Source organism: Comamonas piscis (assembly GCF_014109725.1).
GTDB lineage: Bacteria > Pseudomonadota > Gammaproteobacteria > Burkholderiales > Burkholderiaceae_C > Comamonas > Comamonas piscis.
Window position 1 is genome coordinate 3,580,900 of the sequence record NZ_CP058554.1, and the last position, 17,094, is coordinate 3,597,993.

A 17,094-nucleotide genomic window follows, 5' to 3' on the forward strand; every position below is an offset into this window, starting at 1 on the left:
GCCAGTGCCAGCGGTTGCAGAATGAGAGGCTGGCGCGCGGCACCGGGGGTGCGCGGAGCAGGACGGGACGAAGACACGCCATGCGTGTCACAGGTGTGATGAGCAGCCACGGGCCGAGCTTTCAGACAACAAGGGTTGAACAAATAAGCTGGCGATGACACCGCATGCAGGGCATGGGCTGCAGCACGGCTGGCGTGCTGGTCACAGGCTGGCGATGCAACAATTATATGAGAATAGTTCTTATTTATCGAACAGCAAAGCCCTGCAAATACCGGGGCTGCAGCTAATTAGCGACAGATGGCGCAGCTTTGGCTCCTGGAAGCAATGCTTTAATCCGCACAAAAAAAGAAAACCACCCCGTTTGCATCGCAAAGGGGTGGCAGCACGGCAGCATGCCACGGCTATTTTTCTGCCTGGCTTCCAGTACTTCTGGCAGTCAGAGAGAACAGCACCTCACTTCAGCCACTTCTGCGCCTCTTGCTGCAGCACGCCGCGCAACGCCAGCACATCCCAGGTGAACTGCATCACGCGCTGGTAATCAGCATCATCGACCGGCAGCATAAAGCCCAGCTGGTTCACGGGGGTCAAGGGCTTGTCCAGGTAAGCAGCAAACAGGCGCGGATCGGCCTTGCTGTAGTGCAGCGCCTCATAGGTTTCGGTGATCATGGCGTCACCCTTGCCTTCGGCAATCAGGCCAGGGATCTCAGCGTTCTTGTCATGCGTGCTGACCTGGGCATTCTTCAGGTTCTGCAGCACATAGGCCTCGTTGGTGCCGCCGGGGTTTTTGATCACGCGCACGCTGGCCTGGTTCAGGCTTTCAGGCGTCGTGAACTTGTCCTTGTCGGCCGCACGCACCAGGGCCACCTTGCCGAAGGGCGCGTAGCCCGGCAGCATCTGCACCTTGCTAAGCCGCGCCACATTGCGGGTGATACCGCCCACGGCCACATCGAACTTTTTGTCCTGCAGGTCTTGCATCAGCTTGGGCCAGGTGGTATCGACATACTCGACCTTGACGCCCATCTCCTTGGCCATCGCCTCGACCACCTCGATGTCATGTCCCGCGTACTTGCCATCGGCCTTCATCGCAAAGGGGCGGTAGTCGCCCGGGGTGCCGACGCGCAACACCTTGGCCTGCATGATGGCATCCAAGCGGGGGCCGGCCTGGGCAGGCAGGGACAGCGCTGCGACTGCGGTCGCGCCGACGGCCATGGCGGCGAGAACTTTGGTTTTTTTCTGGAACATGGGTACACCTTGCTATGGTCAAGAATCAGGAGGGACGGAGCGCAAAAAAAAGCGTGTACACCCATGCGGTGTACACGCTTTTCTGAGACACGCGGCGCCATTGTGGCTCAGCGCCAGCGCCCTGCCCATCGGGGTTCACCCAAGCGCAGAAGGCGCTGCGGCCATCAATAACGCGAGATCTGGCCTTGGTTGATCTGCACGCGGTCGCCCGGGCGCAGATCGCCGGGGTTGGGCACATCAAAAATGCGCTGGCCGCCATTTTGCAGGTTGATGTGGATGCGGTAGCCGCTCACCGTGCTGCGGCTGCCACCGGACGACTGCTCCAACGCGTTGCCAGCCGCTGCGCCACCGGCCACGCCGGCAGCCGTGGCGGCCATGCGGCCAAAGCCACCGCCTACCTGGTTGCCCAGCACGCCACCAACCACGGCACCCAAGATGGCGCCGACGCCCGAGGTGCTGCGCGACTGCGAGCGCAGCTCTTCAATATTGCCGACGGTGCCGTATTCCATACCGTAAGGCGCTTGCTGTTGCTGCGGGTAGCTGCCCTGCTGCTGCGGTGCCGGGCCTTGCGGGTAGCGGTTGTCATAACGGGGGGGGGCCTGCACGCAGGCGGCCAACACCGAGGTGGCCGCAAGGGCCAGGCCCAGCTTGCCTGCACGTTGCAGCAGGCTGCGCGCGCTTGGATTCGTTTGAGACATTGCGTTCTCCTTTCAGATCACAAAAATGACGAGGGGGTCAGAGCCATCTCGGCCCTGCCAGGTTCCGTACGGAGATGCGGCTTACTTGGTGCCGGTGGAGCCATAGCCCCCGGCGCCGCGTTCGGACACATCGCCAAAATCTTCCACCACCTGAAAGCTGGCTTGCACCACCGGCACGATGACCATTTGCGCCAGGCGCTCCATCGGCTGCAGCACAAAGGCCTGGCTGCTGCGGTTCCAGGCGCTGACCATCAGCTGGCCTTGGTAGTCGCTGTCAATCAGGCCCACCAGGTTGCCCAGCACGATGCCGTGCTTGTGGCCCAGGCCCGAGCGCGGCAGGATCATCGCGGCATAGCCAGGGTCACGCAGATGGATGGCCAGGCCCGTGGGCACCAGTTGCCAGGCATTGGGCTCCAGGGTCAGAGGCGCATCCAGGCAGGCACGCAAATCCAGGCCGGCACTACCAGGAGTTGCGTACTGGGGCAACTGGTCTTGCATGCGGGGGTCGAGAATCTTCAGGTCAACAATCATGGTGGTGGTTCAGCTATCAATGCAGCGAAGGCTAGCATATACATAACGCCCGCCAGCCCAGATGGTGCACAGGCCTACAAGCGTTTACCGTACGCATACAAAGGCAGCCACCACGTCAGCGCTTACGCACCCGGCTACCTCAGCTTTTTTTCGACATCGCTTTCTTCACGCCAGCGATCAGCATCACGATGCCCAGAGGCGGAAAAATAATTCCCAGAATTACCGCGATGGCGATGCCCAGCAGCTTGGGTCCGCTCATCGGCTTGCTGGATGTGGAACGCTCGCCTGCGGGCGCAAAGATAGACGCTGTCGGATGGCGTGCTGCCGAACCCACGGCGGTGGTGCTGCTGCCGCTGCCGCTGTGGCGCTTGTCCTTGCGCGTCTGGTCCATCTGGCGGATGCGGTCGAGCAGTTCCTGGGCCTGGTCGGCAATGGGGCTGCTGGATGTAGCCGATGCTGTTTGCATCTGGGGCTTGCGCAGGCCAGCCTGGCGCTGCGTGCTACTAGTAGAGCGCCCCGTGGCATGGGTCTGCCGGGCCAGCAGCTGCTCCACATAGCGAACAAAATCGCCATCCGGCGGTGTGTCGTAAACCGACGCTGTGTGCCTGTTCAGCAATGCCAATTGCATCTCCCCTTGCGCGCAGCTGGCAAGCCGCTGCAGCGATTGATAGTTTCAAACTCCGACATAGTCACTTTGCATGTCCGCAGCTCGCGCCCTCTGAGAGCGCATTGTGCTTGACATCCAGCGCCCCTACAACGCGCCAGAGGCCGCGCCAGCTGCCTGCACCCGGCCTTGCTTTCTGTCACAATGGCCTCAACTTTTGTCCATGGCGCATCCCCTGCAGCCAAGAAACCCGAAATTTATACAAGGAACCTGCCATGTCGGAATCCCTGATCAAGCATACCAACGAAGCCAGCTTTGAAGCCGATGTCATGCAACCGGACACCAATGTGTTGGTGGACTTCTGGGCCGAATGGTGTGGCCCTTGCAAGCAAATCGCGCCCGTGCTGGAAGAAGTCTCGGTGAGCTACAAGGACAAGCTGCAGGTCGCCAAGGTGAATGTGGATGAGAACCGCGCCATCTCGGCCAAGTTCGGCATCCGCGGTATTCCTACCTTGATGCTGTTCAAGAACGGCCAGTTGGCTGCCACCAAGGTGGGCGCGCTGAACAAGGCGCAACTGACGGCCTTCCTGGACGAGCAACTCGCCTAAATCCAGCGCTCGTCGCATGCACAGCCCCTGCGCAAGGGGCCTTGCCTAGCGGCGATAGCCAGCAAAGCACGGTTTTTACCGTGCTTTTTGCTTTTCTCAAGCATTTGATTTTTCTATATTTTTATAAAAATATCGAAATCTCTAGCTGCTCGCTGTCGCGCCTGATACATATAGTTGATAATTCAGGCGGGATGTTCTTGCGGCAACCTGTCTATAATCGGCCTTCAGATCACCGATCTAATTCCATCCAAGAATAGATCAAGCATGGTCTCCGGCTTCGCGGTCTCCCGCTTATTGCACCGGCTCTGCATCCCCCCTACCTCTAACAGTTACTCCGTTCTGGAGTCTATCCATGCACTTAAATGAGCTCAAGGCACTGCATGTGTCTGAAGTCCTCAAGCTGGCAGACGAGCTTGAAATTGAAAATACCGGCCGCATGCGCAAACAGGAGTTGATGTTTGCGATCATCAAAAAGCGCGCCAAAGCGGGTGAACAGGTTTTCGCCGATGGCGTTCTGGAAATCCTGCCCGACGGATTCGGCTTTCTGCGCAGCCTCGACACGAGCTTCACGGCCAGCACCGACGATATCTATATCTCCCCCAGCCAGGTGCGCCGCTTCAATCTGCACACCGGCGACATGATCGAAGGTGAAGTGCGCACGCCCAAGGATGGCGAGCGCTACTTTGCCTTGACCAAGCTCGACCAGGTCAACGGCCTGCCGCCAGAGCAAAACAAGCACAAGATGATGTTCGAGAATCTGACGCCGCTGTTCCCCAAGGAACAGATGCGTCTGGAGCGCGACATCAAGGCCGAAGAAAACATCACCGGCCGCCTGATCGACATCATTGCGCCCATCGGCCGCGGCCAACGCGCACTGATCGTGGCAGCGCCCAAGAGCGGCAAGACGATGATGATGCAGAGCATTGCGCATGCCATCACCGCCAACTACCCCGATGTGCACATGATGGTGTTGCTGATCGACGAGCGTCCGGAAGAAGTGACGGAAATGCAGCGCTCGGTCAAGGGCGAGATCATCGCATCGACCTTTGATGAGCCTGCCGCCCGCCACGTTCACGTGGCCGAAATGGTCATCGAGCGCGCCAAGCGCCTGGTGGAAATGGGCCAGGATGTCGTCATCATGCTGGACTCCATCACCCGTCTGGCCCGCGCCTACAACAACGTCGTGCCTTCGTCGGGCAAGGTGCTGTCCGGTGGTGTGGATGCCAATGCGCTGCAGCGCCCCAAGCGCTTCTTTGGCGCGGCCCGCAATGTCGAAGAAGGTGGCTCGCTCACCATCATCGCCACGGCCCTGGTCGATACCGGCAGCCGCATGGACGAAGTGATCTTTGAAGAATTCAAGGGCACCGGCAACAGCGAACTGCACTTGAGCCGCCGCCTGTACGAAAAGCGCGTCTTCCCGGCGATCGAGCTGAACAAGAGCGGTACCCGCCGCGAAGAAATGCTACTCGCTCCCGAGATCCTGCAAAAGACCCGCATCCTGCGCCAGTTCATGTACAACATGGACGAGATCGAGTCCATGGAGCTGATGATCAAGAACATGAAGCAGACCAAGAGCAATGTCGAGTTCTTCGACATGATGCGCCGAGGCGGCTAAACCCGTTCTGCGCTTGCAGGCCTGCCAACCCTCCGCTCCAACGGAGGGTTTTTTTATGCCCGCGTGTGCCAGCGCTCCCCTGCCACCGTTTTTGGCGTTCGGCCAAAGTGGCGTTCAAAGGCGGTGCTGAAGCTGGAGACATGCTGGTAGCCCACCTGAAAGGCCACGCTTGAGACGCGCTGGCCGCTGTCCAGCAGTGCCCAGGCGCGCTCCATGCGGATGCGGGTCAGCATGCGATGGGGGCTGCTGCCAAAAAGCAGGCGAAAGCCGGTTTTCAGCGCGAAAGCATTGGTGCCCACGGCTGCGCATAGATAGGCCACCGTCAAGGGCTGAGCATAGTCGCGCAGCAGGATGTCGCGGGCTTGGAGGATCTTGTCCTGGTCAGCGGGGCGCAAAAGGGCCGAGGTGCTGGGCGGCGGGCGCAGCTGGCGGGTCTGCTCGGACAGCAGACTGAGGGCGGCGATCTGGATACCCAGCAGCGAGCCTCGCTCATCCTCCTTCGTTTGCGCATGCCTGGGCAGCAAGGCGGCAGCCCATTGCGAGGTGCTCGCACCATAGGCGCCAAAATGCAGCGCGCGCGCTGATTGGTCAAAGCGCACGCCATCAAGCAAGTCAGCCAGGCCATAGCGCTGCAGCACCGCCTCATCGGCCACCAGCCGCAGCTGGCGCAGCGTTTGCCCAGCCGGAAAGCAGCGTTCGCCGCGCACGCTGGCGAACGCAGCCAAGGTGCTGTGGCCCGCGACAAAATCAAAGCGCTGGCCATCCACGCCGGTGGTGCTGGACTGTCCTTGCAGCGCCACCGTCAAGGTCAGGCAGCGGTTGTCGCGCTCCAGCAAGCTGGTCTGCTGCAAGGGCTGCTGGGCCCGGTAATCCATGTAGACAAGGGCCAGGCCCGGCTCGATCTGCAGCCGGTCGGTGACGCAGTGGCCGAGCGTTGCAGGCAGGCTCGAACGCCACCATGCCGATGAACCCAGGCGCTGGGGGGCGCTCACATCTGCGGAGCTAATTCGGTAGACCAAGACTGCCTTTCTTGTGGTCGCACGCGGCAGCATCGCGAATGACTCCGCCCTGCCAAAGCAATGCTCCGTTTTGCCTAAATCTCAAATGATAGCTATTTGCATTGGAGATTTACAGTGAATGCTCTATCTCCACTTGCGAGCATCCGGACCCCAACCATGGCACATCCTCTTCTCTCCAGAGCCACCTCACTTTCTCTCCAATCCAGAGCGGAGGCCTGAACATGCGAATGGGTTTTCAAACCGAACACCCCTTGCAGCCCCTGTGGCGCCTGGCCGCCATTCCGCTGCAAACCCAGGCCTTGGAGCAAGCTTTGGCTCACCAACTGTTTGACCACCTGCGCCAGCCGGCGAGCGCGCGCGCCGTCGCAGAGCGCCTGGGGTTGCACGCAGGGGCCTGTGCGGTATGGCTGGAGCTGCTGTGGAGCATGGAGTTGCTGAGCCGCCAGCAGCCGGTCTCCGCAGCCAGCGGCACCGCAGGCGATGCGCTGTTCAGCAGCTCCGCGCTGGCCCAGCGCTATTTTCTGGAAGACGCACCCGACTACTGCGGCCAGGCCTGGCAGTACCGCCAACAGGCCCTGTCCGGCCTGGCGGCGCAGTGGCCGCAGTGGCTGGAACAGGGCAGCGTCGACATGAGCGCAGCACCAGGCAGTTGGGCCCAGGCGGCCCGGGTACAGATTGGGCAGGAGCAGCGTGCGATCACGGTGCCAGCCATTGCGCACCTGCTGGCACAGCTGGGCCCCTTGCCCGCCAGCGGGCGCTTGCTGGATCTGGGCGGCGGCCCTGGCCATGTCGGCATGGCGCTGGCCCAGCAACTGCCCCAATGGCATGGCATGGTCTGCGATGAGCCTGCCACTGCGGCGGTGGCGGCGGAGAACATAGCCCAGGCCGGCTTGGCGGCGCGTATGCGAGCGCAGGGCTGCGATGTGCAGCAACAGGACTATGGCCAAGGCTATGACCTCATCTGGTGCTCTTCGGTGCTGCACTTTCTGCGCGACCCCGCCCAGGCCGTGCGCGGCATATGGGAGGCCTTGAATCCCGGGGGCCTGCTGCTGCTGGCCCATGCCGAGCGACCCGATGACCCGGCCATGGCTGCCTGTGTCTGGCCGTTTTATGCCGGCCTGGTGCTGCGGGGCCACTACCTGCCTCGCCCGGGCGATATGGCGCAGCACATGACGGCCGCTGGTTTTGGGCAGATCCGCGCGCTGGGGCGGCTGGATTTTCCGATGGCTCCTGTCTGGCTGCATGTGGGCCGCAAGCCTGGTTAGGGACCCTCTGCAAAACTCCCTGCCGTGGTTTGAACGCGGGCTCGGGCGATCCGCCGCGTTGTCTTCCTTGTCAATAGCTACAGCTATTGACTGCAAAAGACGCCTTGCGGCTCATCCCGATCCGCGTCCATCCCGCTTGGCGAGGGTTTTGCAAAGGATCCTTAGAGCGGTATCCATCGACGATTGGTAAATACCGCTGCAGCGCCGCCGAAGGCATCAGTGGAGTGAAGCCAGAGGTTTTTTGACGGAACGGTTAGCCTGTGCAATAATGGAGGGCTTTTATTGCGGAAAGTACGCCCAGTTTACTGGGATGCAAAGGTTGCATCCGGCTTGGCACGGCTCCCGCACTTGACCTAAGGAAGAATCATGAAAGAAGGCATTCACCCAGACTACCGCGAAGTATTGTTCGTGGACCTGTCCAACGGTTTCAAGTTTGTGACCCGCTCCTGCGTGAACACCAAGGAAAACGAAACCTTCGAAGGCAAGGAATACCCGCTGTTCAAGCTGGATACCTCGTCTGAGTCGCACCCGTTCTACACCGGCACCCAAAAGTCGGTGGACAACATGGGCGGCCGTGTGGAGCGTTTCCGCAACCGTTTCGGCAAGAAGTAATTTGCGGGATCCACAGGGTGCAGGCTGGAAAGCCAGGTGCCCTTTGTGTCTTGGCAAGACAAAAGGCAGTGCGAAACCGTACTGCCTTTTTTTATGGACCCGCAGACCATGCGCGGTTCTCCTACCTTTTCGGCGCAGGGCCTGATAAGCTCCTGAGCCTTGCCCCCTCTGGTACCCCGGTGTGAATTTTCCGACCCCTGCCATCGTCTCCCAAGCCGCTGTACGCCCCCTGCCGCGTGCACTCCTGCTGCTGCTCTGCCTGGCCTATGTGGTGCCCGGCTTTGTAGCCCGCGCGCCCTGGAAGACCTTGGACATCACCAGCTTTGGCTACGCCATGGCGCTGGCGGAAGGACGCACGCCCTGGCTCGCACCGGAGATTCTGGGCCTGAGCCCTGATACCGAAGGCCTCATTCCCTACTGGCTGGGCGCCTGGGCCATCCAGGCCTTTGGCGACGTCATCTCGCCTGAGCTAGCCAGCCGCTTGCCCTTTGCCGCCCTGCTCTGGCTGGCCCTGATGGCCACCTGGTATGCCGTGTACTACCTGGCCCGCAGCCCCGGCGCCGGCCCGGTCGCCTTTGCCTTTGGGGGCGAGGCCAACGAGATTGACTATGCCCGTGCCATGGCCGACGGCGGTCTGCTGGCGCTGATTGCCTGCCTGGGCCTGGCCCAGCCCTCGCACGAGGCCAGCAGTTATGTGGTGCAACTCTCCGGCGTCTGCTTTGTGTTCTACGCAGCCGCCTGCATCCCCATTCGCTTTGCCACGCCGCTGTGCGTGGGCGCCATTGGTCTGGTGATGCTGGCCCTCAGCGGCGCGCCCACCTATGCGGTCTGCCTGGGCCTGGGCGTGGCCTTGATTCTGGCGCTGACCCCTGTCGATGCCAAGCTGCGTGCGCGCAGCCTGCAGGCCGCTGGCGTGTTTGCGATTCTGGGTGTGGCCGCCTTGTTGCTGGCTGTTTACCTGCACCAGTGGCAATGGCGGATTTTGCCGGCCGAAAACTTCCGCCAACTGCGCCCGCTGTTTGAGTTGGTGGTCTGGTACGTCTGGCCCGCCTGGCCGCTGGCGCTGTGGTCGCTGTGGATCTGGCGCCGCCAGGTCGCAGACTGGCGCTTTGTGCACCGCCATCTGTGGCTGCCCATCCTGCTGGTGGGGCTGGCGCTGGTCAACACCGTCATCACCACGCCATCCGACCGCGCCTTGCTGCTGGGCCTGCCTGCTTTCGCGGCGCTGGCAGCCTTTGCGCTGCCCACCTTTCGCCGCGCCATGGCCGCGCTGATCGACTGGTTCACCCTGCTCTTTTTCAGCGCGGCGGCCATCACCATCTGGGTGATCTGGTTGGCCGTTTATACCGGCACGCCCGCCAAGCCTGCAGCCAACGTGGCCCGCATCGCGCCTGATTTTGTCGCCCAGTTCTCGCTGCCTCAGTTTGCCATTGCCGCGCTGGCCACCTTGGCCTGGTGTGCCCTGGTGTTCTGGCGCGCCCGCCGCAACCGGCCGGAGATCTGGCGCAGTCTGGTGCTGCCTGCCGGCGGCACGGTGCTCAGCTGGATCCTGCTGATGAGCATCTGGATGCCCATGCTGGACTACGGCCGCAGCTACACCGCTCAGGTGCAGGCGCTGGCCAAGGTACTGCCAGCGCCCATGTCAGCCGGCTGTGTGGCTGCCTGGGGCCTGAGCCGCTCGCAAATTGTGGCCATGCAGGCCCAAGGTGGCTGGAAGCTCAAGACGCTGACGGACCCTGCCAGCCAATCCTGCAACTGGCTGGCCATGCCGCTGGAATCGCAGCGCACGCCGAGCAACGAGGTGCTGGGCCCCGAGTGGCAGCGCATCGCCGCCGTGGCACGCCCGACCGACAAGAACGCGGAGATCGTCATCTACCGTCGTCAAGCGAATTGACGGTGTCTATGCGGGAGCGTTGGACGCGCCTGCTGGCAGGCCGCGATATGCGGGTGCTGGCCAAGCATGCGGGCACGGTGTTTGTGGGGCAGATCGCCGTCATGGGCTTTGGCGTGGTCGACACCATCGTCGCCGGTCGCCATGCCGAGGCCTCGCTGGCCGCGCTGTCGGTGGGCTCGGCTATCTTCGTCACGGTCTATGTCTCGCTGATGGGCCTGTTGCAGGCGCTGATGCCGATCTGGTCGGAGATGCACGGCGCCCGCCGCCATGCGGACATTGGTGCGTCCCTGCGCCAGTCGCTCTATATCTGCCTGGCGGCTACCTTGCTGGGCTGGGTCGTGCTGTTCAACCCCGCGCCCATCCTGCGCTGGACCGAGGTGCCCCAAGAGCTGCAGGCTTTGGTCAAAAGCTACCTGGCCATCATCGGCTGGAGCCTGCCCGCTGCGTTGCTGTTTCGCATCTTCAGCACCTTGAGCCAGTCGCTGGGCAAGCCCAAGATGGTCACCTGGCTGCAGGCGATGTCGCTGCTCATCAAGCTGCCGCTGTCCATCTGGTTCACCTTTGGCGGTCTGGGCCTGGCACCCATGGGCGTGCTGGGCTGTGCCTGGGCCACCTTTCTGGTCAATTTTCTGCTCTGCGGTCTTGGCTGGTGGTTGCTGCGCAGCCAGGCCGTGTATGCGCCGGCTGATATCTGGCGCCGCCTGGAGCGGCCCCACTGGCCCACGTTGGCGCAGTTTGCGCAATTGGGCATACCGGCCAGCCTGTCGATCCTGGTCGAGATCACCTCGTTCACCTTGATGGCGCTCTATGTGGCGCGCATGGGCACTGCCTCATCGGCTGCGCACCAGATTGCCGCCAATGTTACGGCGCTGATGTACATGGTGCCGCTGTCGCTGGCCATTGCGACCAGCGCCCGCGCCAGCTATTGGCGCGGTGCGGGGGACGAAGTGCGGGCGCGCCAGGTGGTATTTCTGGGGCTGTTCAGCGCCATGGGCCTGGCCACCACGCTGGCTGCGCTGGTCTGGCTGACCAAGGGCTGGATCGTGCCCATCTACACCACCACCCCGGAGGTCGCGTCCATTGCGCTGAGCCTGCTGGGCTGGGTCAGCCTCTACCACCTGGCCGATGCCAGCCAGACGGTATCGATCTTTGTGCTGCGCAGCTACCGCATCACCGTCACGCCGCTGCTGGTGTACTGCAGCTTGCTCTGGGGCGTGGGCCTGTGGGGCGGTTTTCAGCTGGCCTACCACGGCATCGCGGGCCGCCCGGCCATGGACTCCCCGGTTGCGTTCTGGATGTGCGCCGCCTATGCGCTGGTGCTGGCTGCGGTCTGCTTTGTGGTCCTGCTGCAGCGCGTGACCAGGAACGCGGTGCAACAGGGACCGTTCAACCCTGTTTAGACCAGCTCTTCGGCGAGCTGCTTGCGCACCCGCGACGGCGGGAACACCACGCTGAACTCCGAGCCCTTGCCGATCGTGCTGCGGATCTGCAGCTGCGCACCGTGGCGCTGCAGCACATGCTTGACGATGGCCAGGCCCAGACCGGTGCCACCGGTATCGCGCGAGCGGCTGCGGTCCAGGCGGTAAAAGCGCTCGGTCAGGCGCGGGATGTGCTCAGGCGCAATGCCCGGGCCGGTATCGGTGACGCTGATACGCCCCGAGCCATCGGGCTGGCGCCCGAACTGCACGCGAATCTCGCCGCCTCCCGGCGTGTAGCGCACGGCATTGTTGACCAGGTTGGACAGCGCGCTTTGCAGCTCGTTGCCGGCACCGGCCAGCTCATAGCGGTCAGCGTCGGCTTCGGCTTCCGGAAAGAACAGCTGCAAGGGCTTGTCACCTTCCTTGGCAATCATCCGTGCCAGGCCATGCGCATCTTCCTCACAGCGCCTGAGCAGGCTGCCCACGCTGACCCATTCGTTGAGGCTGGGCGGCGGATTGCCTTCCAGCCGCGACAAGGTGAGCAGATCGACCACGAGGCCCTGCATGCGGTGCGCCTGGTTGGACATCAGCCCCAAGTACTGGGTGCGCTCTTCTGCGCTGAGCGGCAAGGTCTGCAGGGTTTCGATAAAGCCGGTCAGCACCGTCAGCGGCGTGCGGATTTCATGCGAGACGTTGGCGACAAAGTCGCGCCGCATCGCATCGGCCTGCTCCAGCGAGGTGACATCGCGCGAGAGCAGCAGCTTGCGGTTGCCGCCATAGGGGAACATCTGCACGGACATGCGCATCGGACTGGCCGCACGCATCACCGGGCTGGCCATCACCACATCCTTGCTGAAGTTGTTGGCATTGAAATAGCCGATGAACTCCGGCGCGCGTACCAGGTTGGTGATGACCTGCATGTGGTCACGCTCCAGGTTGAAGCCAAAGTGGTCGCAAGCGGTCTGGTTGCACCACTCGATATGGCTGTGCTCGTCGAGCAGCACCACCCCGTTGGGAGAGGCCTGGATGGCCGTCAGCACCTGGTGCAGGCGATCATCGGACTGGGCCTCATTCTTTTGGAGCTGGCGCACTAGGCGGCGCGCGCGGTCTGCCGCCTCACCCCACATGCCCAGCAACTGGGGGGCGCTGTCGGCATCGCCGTGCCGCAGCCAGACCACCACCTTGTTACCTCGCCACAAATCCGTGACGAACCAGCACCAGGCACCGATGACAGCCGCCATCAGTGCGCCGGGCAGCTGCGCCAGCCACCATCCCAGAGTTGCGCCCAGGGCCTGAAAAACCAAAAAACTGACAATGCGAAACAGCATGTGCGTCCAACACCAAAAACGAAAAAAAGGCTGCGTCCAGCGCAGCCTATGAAAACCAAAGGTGCCTGGATGCGGGAGTATTCTCGCACCTCAGGCACGGTGCGAGGCTATGCCCGCTGAAGGGCTTGCGGTTGGCCGGTGATGCGGTAGCCGGCACCACGCACGGTCTCCACCATCACATTGGCAGCGCCCAGGGCCTCGCGCAGGCGCTTGACATGGACGTCCACCGTGCGTTCTTCGATGAACACATGGTCACCCCAGACCTTGTCCAGCAGCTGTGAGCGCGAGTGGACGCGTTCGGCATGCTTCATCAAAAAGTGCAGCAGTTTGAACTCGGTGGGCCCCAGCTTGAGCAGCTCACCCTGGAAGGTCACGCGGTGCGTGGCCGCATCCAGAACCAACTCGCCAATCGTCACACTGTCGTTGACCTGCTCGGGAATGCGCCGGCGCAGCACCGCACGGATGCGGGCCAGCAGCTCCTGGGTCGAGAATGGCTTGGTGATGTAATCATCGGCACCGGCGTCGAGCCCGGCGATCTTGTCAGGCTCATCGCCCCGGGCGGTCAGCATGATGATGGGAATGCCCTTGACCCGGGCATCCGCACGCCATTTGCGCGCCAGCGACAGGCCGCTTTGGCCCGGCAGCATCCAGTCCAGCAAGATCACATCGGGCAGCACCGCATCCAATTCACGCTGTGCGGCATCACCGTCCTCGGCCCAGATCGGCAGGCAGCCGTTGTGGCGCAGGTTCACTGCGATCAACTCGGCAATCGCGGGCTCGTCTTCGACAATGAGTACGCGTGGCAGTTTTTTCATAACTCAGGCTCTACAAAACACTCGATTCAATTTCTTGCATGGTGGTGTGGCGCACATCAATACCCTTGACCAGGTAAATGATGAGTTCGGCAACGTTCTTGGAGTGGTCGCCGATGCGCTCGATCGCCTTGGCCAGGAACAGCAGGTCCAGGCTGGGCGAGATCTTGCGGGGATCTTCCATCATGTACGTGATCAGCTTGCGCACAAAACCGTCGAACTCGGCGTCGATCAGGTCGTCCTCCTTGAGGATCGACACAGCGGCCGTGGTGTCCAGGCGGGCAAAGGCGTCCAAGGTCTTGCGCAGCAGGCCCGATGCCAGCTCGGCGGCTACCCGCAGATCCGAGGTGGGCAACGAGCGGGCAGCGCCACTGTCGATGATGGAGCCGACCATGCGGGCCATCTTGTGGGCTTCGTCACCCATGCGCTCCAGGTTGGCCGTGGCCTTGGAGAACGCGATCAGCAAGCGCAGGTCGCGGGCGGTGGGCTGGCGACGGGCGATGATGGTCGACAGTTCGTAGTCGATATCGACTTCCATCTGGTTGACGCGCTTTTCCTGTTCTTCAACCCGTGCCACGGCTTCGGTGCTGAACTGCGACAGCGCATAGATGGCCTGCTGGATCTGGGACTCGACCAGACCGCCCAGCTCCATCACCCGCGAGGAGATGCTGTTGAGCTCGCTGTCGAACTGCGATGAGAGATGTTTTTCTGTCATATCAGGCTCTTTTCGTTGTAGTGATTGGCGTGACCGCGCCGGCTTAGCCGAAACGACCGGTGATGTAGTCTTCGGTCTCTTTGCGCTGGGGCTTGAAGAACATCTGCTCGGTAGCACCGAATTCCATCAGGCTGCCCAGGTACATGTAGGCGGTGAAGTCGCTGCAACGTGCCGCTTGCTGCATGTTGTGGGTCACGATCACCACGGTGTAGTCGTCCTTCAGCTCGGCGATCAACTCTTCGATCTTGGCCGTGGAGATGGGGTCCAGCGCCGAGCAAGGCTCGTCAAGCAACAGCACTTCGGGCTTGATCGCGATGCCGCGGGCAATGCACAGACGTTGCTGCTGACCACCGGAGAGGCCCGAGCCGCTTTGGTTCAGCTTGTCCTTGACTTCGGTCCACAGCGCAGCCTTGCGCAGCGCCCATTCGACGCGCTCTTCCATGTCGCTCTTGCCCAGGTCTTCGAACAGCTTCACACCAAAGGCGATGTTGTCGTAGATGGACATGGGGAACGGCGTGGGCTTTTGGAAGACCATGCCGACCTTGGCACGGATCAGCGCCACGTCTTGCTTGCTGGTCAGCAGGTTTTCACCGTCCAGGCCGATATGACCTTCTGCGCGCTGCTCGGGATAGAGCTCAAACATGCGGTTGAAGGTGCGCAGCAGGGTCGACTTGCCACAGCCCGATGGGCCGATGAAGGCCGTCACCTTGTTTTCCGGGATTTCCAGGTTGATGTTCTTGAGCGCGTGGAACTTGCCGTAGTAGAAGTTCAGGTCACGCACCGAGATCTTGGAGTTCAGTGCACTGGCGTTAGCCGCATTGGTTTTTGTCAACATAGAGTTCACCTGTGAATACTTATTTTTGGCGCGCCAAGCTGCGCGCAAGAATGTTCAGACCCAGAACCGCCATCGTGATCAGGAAGACACCTGCCCAGGCCAGTTGTTGCCAGTTTTCATAAGGGCTCATCGCAAACTTGAAGATGGTGACCGGCAGGCTCGCCATCGGCTTGGACAAGTCGGTGTTCCAGAACTGGTTGTTCAGCGCGGTGAACAGCAGCGGAGCGGTTTCGCCAGCGATACGGGCCACAGCCAGCAACACACCGGTAATCACGCCAGCACGGGCAGCACGCAAGGTCACCATGCTGATGACTTTCCACTTGGGCGTACCCAGGGCGTAAGCGGCTTCACGCAGGCTCGATGGCACCAGGATCAGCATGTTCTCGGTGGTGCGGATCACCACTGGAATCACGATCAGCGCCAGGGCAATGACACCGGCATAACCGGAGAAACTCTTGAAGCGGATCACGATCATCGAGTAGACGAACAAACCGATCACGATCGAGGGAGCCGACAGCAGAATGTCGTTCACAAAGCGGGTCACCGAAGCGAGCCAGCCGGTCTTGTTGTACTCGGCCAGGTAGATACCGGCCATCACGCCGATGGGGGTGCCGACAAAGGTGGCCATGGTGACCATCACCATCGAGCCCCAGATGGCATTGGCGATACCACCAATTTCATTGGGCGCTGGGGTCATCTGGGTGACCAGGGCCACGCTCAGACCGCCCACGCCCAGGCGCAGGGTTTCCCACAGAATCCACACCAGCCAGAAGACACCGAAGGCCATGGCGGAGAGGGACAGGGCAATCGCGACCTGGTTGACGCGGTTGCGTGCACGGTACTTGGCAGCGCGCTGGCTGGCCAGAGCGGATGCCTGGATCAAGCTTTCGCCGGTGGTCATGAACGGGCTCCTTCATTCTTTTGCAGGCGGCTCAGCATAAATTTGGAGCAGGCCAGGACGATGAACGTGATGAAAAACAGTGCCAGACCCAGGTAGATCAGCGATGCCTGGTGCAGGCCTTCGCCGGCTTCAGCGAACTCGTTGGCCAGGGCCGAGGTAATGCTGTTGGCAGCTTCAAAGATCGACAGCGAGTTGAGCTGGTTCATGTTACCGATCACGAAGGTGACGGCCATGGTCTCGCCCAGCGCACGGCCCAGGCCCAGCATCACACCACCGAACACACCAGTCTTGGTGTAAGGCAGCACGACTTTCCACATCACTTCCCAGGTGGTCGAACCCAGGCCATAAGCGGATTCCTTGAGCAAGGCGGGGGTGACTTCAAACACATCACGCATCACCGATGCGATAAAGGGGATGACCATGATGGCCAGGATCACGCCGGCCGAGAAAATACCGATACCGACCGGAGGGCCGGAGAAGAAGGCTTCCATGTAAGGAACGCCTTGAAACAGGTTCTGCAGCGGCTGCTGCACATAGGTGGCCAACAAGGGACCAAAGACCATCAGACCCCACATACCGTAGACGATGGACGGCACCGCAGCGAGCAGTTCAACGGCGGTACCCAGCGGGCGCTTGAGCCAGACGGGCGAGAGTTCGGTCAGGAACAGCGCGATGCCAAAGCTGACTGGCACTGCAATCAACATGGCGATGAACGAGGTGGCCAAGGTGCCATAGATCATCACCAGACCGCCATAACGGTTCTGGACAGGATCCCATTCGCTGTTGAAGAAGAATCCGATGCCGTATTCGCGGATGGCAGGCCAGGCGCCTACGATCAGCGAGACCATGATGGCCATCAGCAAGGCCAAGGTCAGCACCGCTGCGCCGCGTGCCAGAAGGGCAAAGATCCCGTCCGCGAAGGTATTGGAGAGCCAAGGCTTGCGCGATGGAGGTAGGCTGGATTGCATCTGTGCTTTGCCGGCCGCAACCGTTTTGT

The 17,094-nt window shown here is 61.7% G+C and carries 17 protein-coding genes; 6 read left to right on the forward strand and 11 right to left on the reverse strand.

Annotated features, from left to right (window positions below; genetic code table 11):
• Positions 1-453: 453 nt before the first annotated feature.
• The 4 genes from HS961_RS16215 to HS961_RS16230 form a co-directional block, all read right to left on the reverse strand.
• The gene (locus tag HS961_RS16215; RefSeq protein WP_182323741.1) at positions 454-1,242 is read right to left on the reverse strand and encodes a transporter substrate-binding domain-containing protein; all 789 of its coding nucleotides are present in this window, start codon (positions 1,240-1,242) and stop codon (positions 454-456) included.
• A gap of 164 nt (positions 1,243-1,406) precedes the next feature.
• The gene (locus HS961_RS16220) at positions 1,407-1,940 is read right to left on the reverse strand and encodes a glycine zipper 2TM domain-containing protein (protein ID WP_182323743.1); all 534 of its coding nucleotides are present in this window, start codon (positions 1,938-1,940) and stop codon (positions 1,407-1,409) included.
• Positions 1,941-2,021: 81 nt separating this feature from the next.
• On the reverse strand, positions 2,022-2,471 hold the full coding sequence (gene dut, locus HS961_RS16225) for a dUTP diphosphatase (protein WP_182323745.1): 450 nt from the start codon (positions 2,469-2,471) through the stop codon (positions 2,022-2,024).
• Positions 2,472-2,610: 139 nt separating this feature from the next.
• Complete coding sequence (locus tag HS961_RS16230) at positions 2,611-3,093, reverse strand: hypothetical protein (RefSeq protein WP_182323746.1); 483 nt, start codon at positions 3,091-3,093, stop codon at positions 2,611-2,613.
• 257 nt (positions 3,094-3,350) lie between these two features.
• Here HS961_RS16230 and trxA point away from each other — a divergent pair, with 257 nt between their 5' ends.
• Positions 3,351-3,683, forward strand: a complete 333-nt coding sequence (gene trxA / locus HS961_RS16235) for a thioredoxin TrxA (RefSeq protein ID WP_182323747.1) — start codon at positions 3,351-3,353, stop codon at positions 3,681-3,683.
• A 352-nt stretch (positions 3,684-4,035) separates the two neighbouring features.
• Entirely contained in the window at positions 4,036-5,298 is a 1,263-nt protein-coding gene (rho, locus tag HS961_RS16240) for a transcription termination factor Rho (protein ID WP_182323748.1), read from the forward strand.
• A gap of 53 nt (positions 5,299-5,351) precedes the next feature.
• Here the strand turns inward: rho and HS961_RS16245 are convergent, their stop codons facing one another.
• Positions 5,352-6,290: a helix-turn-helix domain-containing protein gene (locus HS961_RS16245; protein ID WP_182323749.1), complete on the reverse strand. Its 939-nt coding sequence runs from the start codon at positions 6,288-6,290 to the stop codon at positions 5,352-5,354.
• Positions 6,291-6,538: 248 nt separating this feature from the next.
• Here HS961_RS16245 and HS961_RS16250 point away from each other — a divergent pair, with 248 nt between their 5' ends.
• The 4 genes from HS961_RS16250 to HS961_RS16265 all read left to right on the forward strand — a co-directional run bounded on the left by HS961_RS16250 (position 6,539) and on the right by HS961_RS16265 (position 11,488).
• Entirely contained in the window at positions 6,539-7,582 is a 1,044-nt protein-coding gene (locus tag HS961_RS16250; protein ID WP_238347629.1) for a methyltransferase, read from the forward strand.
• Between the two features lie 366 nt (positions 7,583-7,948).
• The gene (locus HS961_RS16255; RefSeq protein ID WP_182323750.1) at positions 7,949-8,194 is read left to right on the forward strand and encodes a type B 50S ribosomal protein L31; all 246 of its coding nucleotides are present in this window, start codon (positions 7,949-7,951) and stop codon (positions 8,192-8,194) included.
• Positions 8,195-8,375: 181 nt separating this feature from the next.
• A complete protein-coding gene (locus HS961_RS16260) occupies positions 8,376-10,088 on the forward strand; it encodes a hypothetical protein (RefSeq protein WP_182323751.1) in 1,713 nt (570 codons plus the stop codon).
• A gap of 8 nt (positions 10,089-10,096) precedes the next feature.
• Positions 10,097-11,488, forward strand: a complete 1,392-nt coding sequence (locus HS961_RS16265; protein ID WP_182323753.1) for an MATE family efflux transporter — start codon at positions 10,097-10,099, stop codon at positions 11,486-11,488.
• Here the strand turns inward: HS961_RS16265 and phoR are convergent.
• The 6 genes from phoR to pstC all read right to left on the reverse strand — a co-directional run bounded on the left by phoR (position 11,485) and on the right by pstC (position 17,065).
• Entirely contained in the window at positions 11,485-12,834 is a 1,350-nt protein-coding gene (phoR, locus tag HS961_RS16270; RefSeq protein WP_182323755.1) for a phosphate regulon sensor histidine kinase PhoR, read from the reverse strand. The two genes, HS961_RS16265 and phoR, sit on opposite strands and share 4 nt — an antisense overlap.
• 107 nt (positions 12,835-12,941) lie before the next feature.
• Positions 12,942-13,649: a phosphate regulon transcriptional regulator PhoB gene (phoB, locus tag HS961_RS16275; protein WP_021026591.1), complete on the reverse strand. Its 708-nt coding sequence runs from the start codon at positions 13,647-13,649 to the stop codon at positions 12,942-12,944.
• A gap of 10 nt (positions 13,650-13,659) precedes the next feature.
• The gene (gene phoU, locus HS961_RS16280) at positions 13,660-14,361 is read right to left on the reverse strand and encodes a phosphate signaling complex protein PhoU (protein ID WP_182323757.1); all 702 of its coding nucleotides are present in this window, start codon (positions 14,359-14,361) and stop codon (positions 13,660-13,662) included.
• Between the two features lie 43 nt (positions 14,362-14,404).
• Positions 14,405-15,196, reverse strand: a complete 792-nt coding sequence (pstB, locus tag HS961_RS16285) for a phosphate ABC transporter ATP-binding protein PstB (protein WP_182323759.1) — start codon at positions 15,194-15,196, stop codon at positions 14,405-14,407.
• A gap of 19 nt (positions 15,197-15,215) precedes the next feature.
• Complete coding sequence (pstA, locus tag HS961_RS16290) at positions 15,216-16,097, reverse strand: phosphate ABC transporter permease PstA (RefSeq protein WP_182323761.1); 882 nt, start codon at positions 16,095-16,097, stop codon at positions 15,216-15,218.
• Positions 16,094-17,065, reverse strand: a complete 972-nt coding sequence (pstC, locus tag HS961_RS16295) for a phosphate ABC transporter permease PstC (protein ID WP_182323763.1) — start codon at positions 17,063-17,065, stop codon at positions 16,094-16,096. Before pstC ends, pstA begins: the two co-directional genes overlap by 4 nt.
• Positions 17,066-17,094 lie beyond the last annotated feature (29 nt).

Coding starts and splice junctions, on each gene's coding strand:
- HS961_RS16215 (WP_182323741.1), bottom strand. CDS start 1,242: ATGTTCCAGAAAAAAACCAAAGTTCTCGCCGCCATGGCCGTCGGCGCG.
- HS961_RS16220 (WP_182323743.1), bottom strand. CDS start 1,940: ATGTCTCAAACGAATCCAAGCGCGCGCAGCCTGCTGCAACGTGCAGGC.
- dut (WP_182323745.1), bottom strand. CDS start 2,471: ATGATTGTTGACCTGAAGATTCTCGACCCCCGCATGCAAGACCAGTTG.
- trxA (WP_182323747.1), top strand. CDS start 3,351: ATGTCGGAATCCCTGATCAAGCATACCAACGAAGCCAGCTTTGAAGCC.
- rho (WP_182323748.1), top strand. CDS start 4,036: ATGCACTTAAATGAGCTCAAGGCACTGCATGTGTCTGAAGTCCTCAAG.
- HS961_RS16250 (WP_238347629.1), top strand. CDS start 6,539: ATGCGAATGGGTTTTCAAACCGAACACCCCTTGCAGCCCCTGTGGCGC.
- HS961_RS16255 (WP_182323750.1), top strand. CDS start 7,949: ATGAAAGAAGGCATTCACCCAGACTACCGCGAAGTATTGTTCGTGGAC.
- HS961_RS16265 (WP_182323753.1), top strand. CDS start 10,097: ATGCGGGAGCGTTGGACGCGCCTGCTGGCAGGCCGCGATATGCGGGTG.
- phoR (WP_182323755.1), bottom strand. CDS start 12,834: ATGCTGTTTCGCATTGTCAGTTTTTTGGTTTTTCAGGCCCTGGGCGCA.
- phoB (WP_021026591.1), bottom strand. CDS start 13,649: ATGAAAAAACTGCCACGCGTACTCATTGTCGAAGACGAGCCCGCGATT.
- phoU (WP_182323757.1), bottom strand. CDS start 14,361: ATGACAGAAAAACATCTCTCATCGCAGTTCGACAGCGAGCTCAACAGC.
- pstB (WP_182323759.1), bottom strand. CDS start 15,196: ATGTTGACAAAAACCAATGCGGCTAACGCCAGTGCACTGAACTCCAAG.
- pstA (WP_182323761.1), bottom strand. CDS start 16,097: ATGACCACCGGCGAAAGCTTGATCCAGGCATCCGCTCTGGCCAGCCAG.
- pstC (WP_182323763.1), bottom strand. CDS start 17,065: ATGCAATCCAGCCTACCTCCATCGCGCAAGCCTTGGCTCTCCAATACC.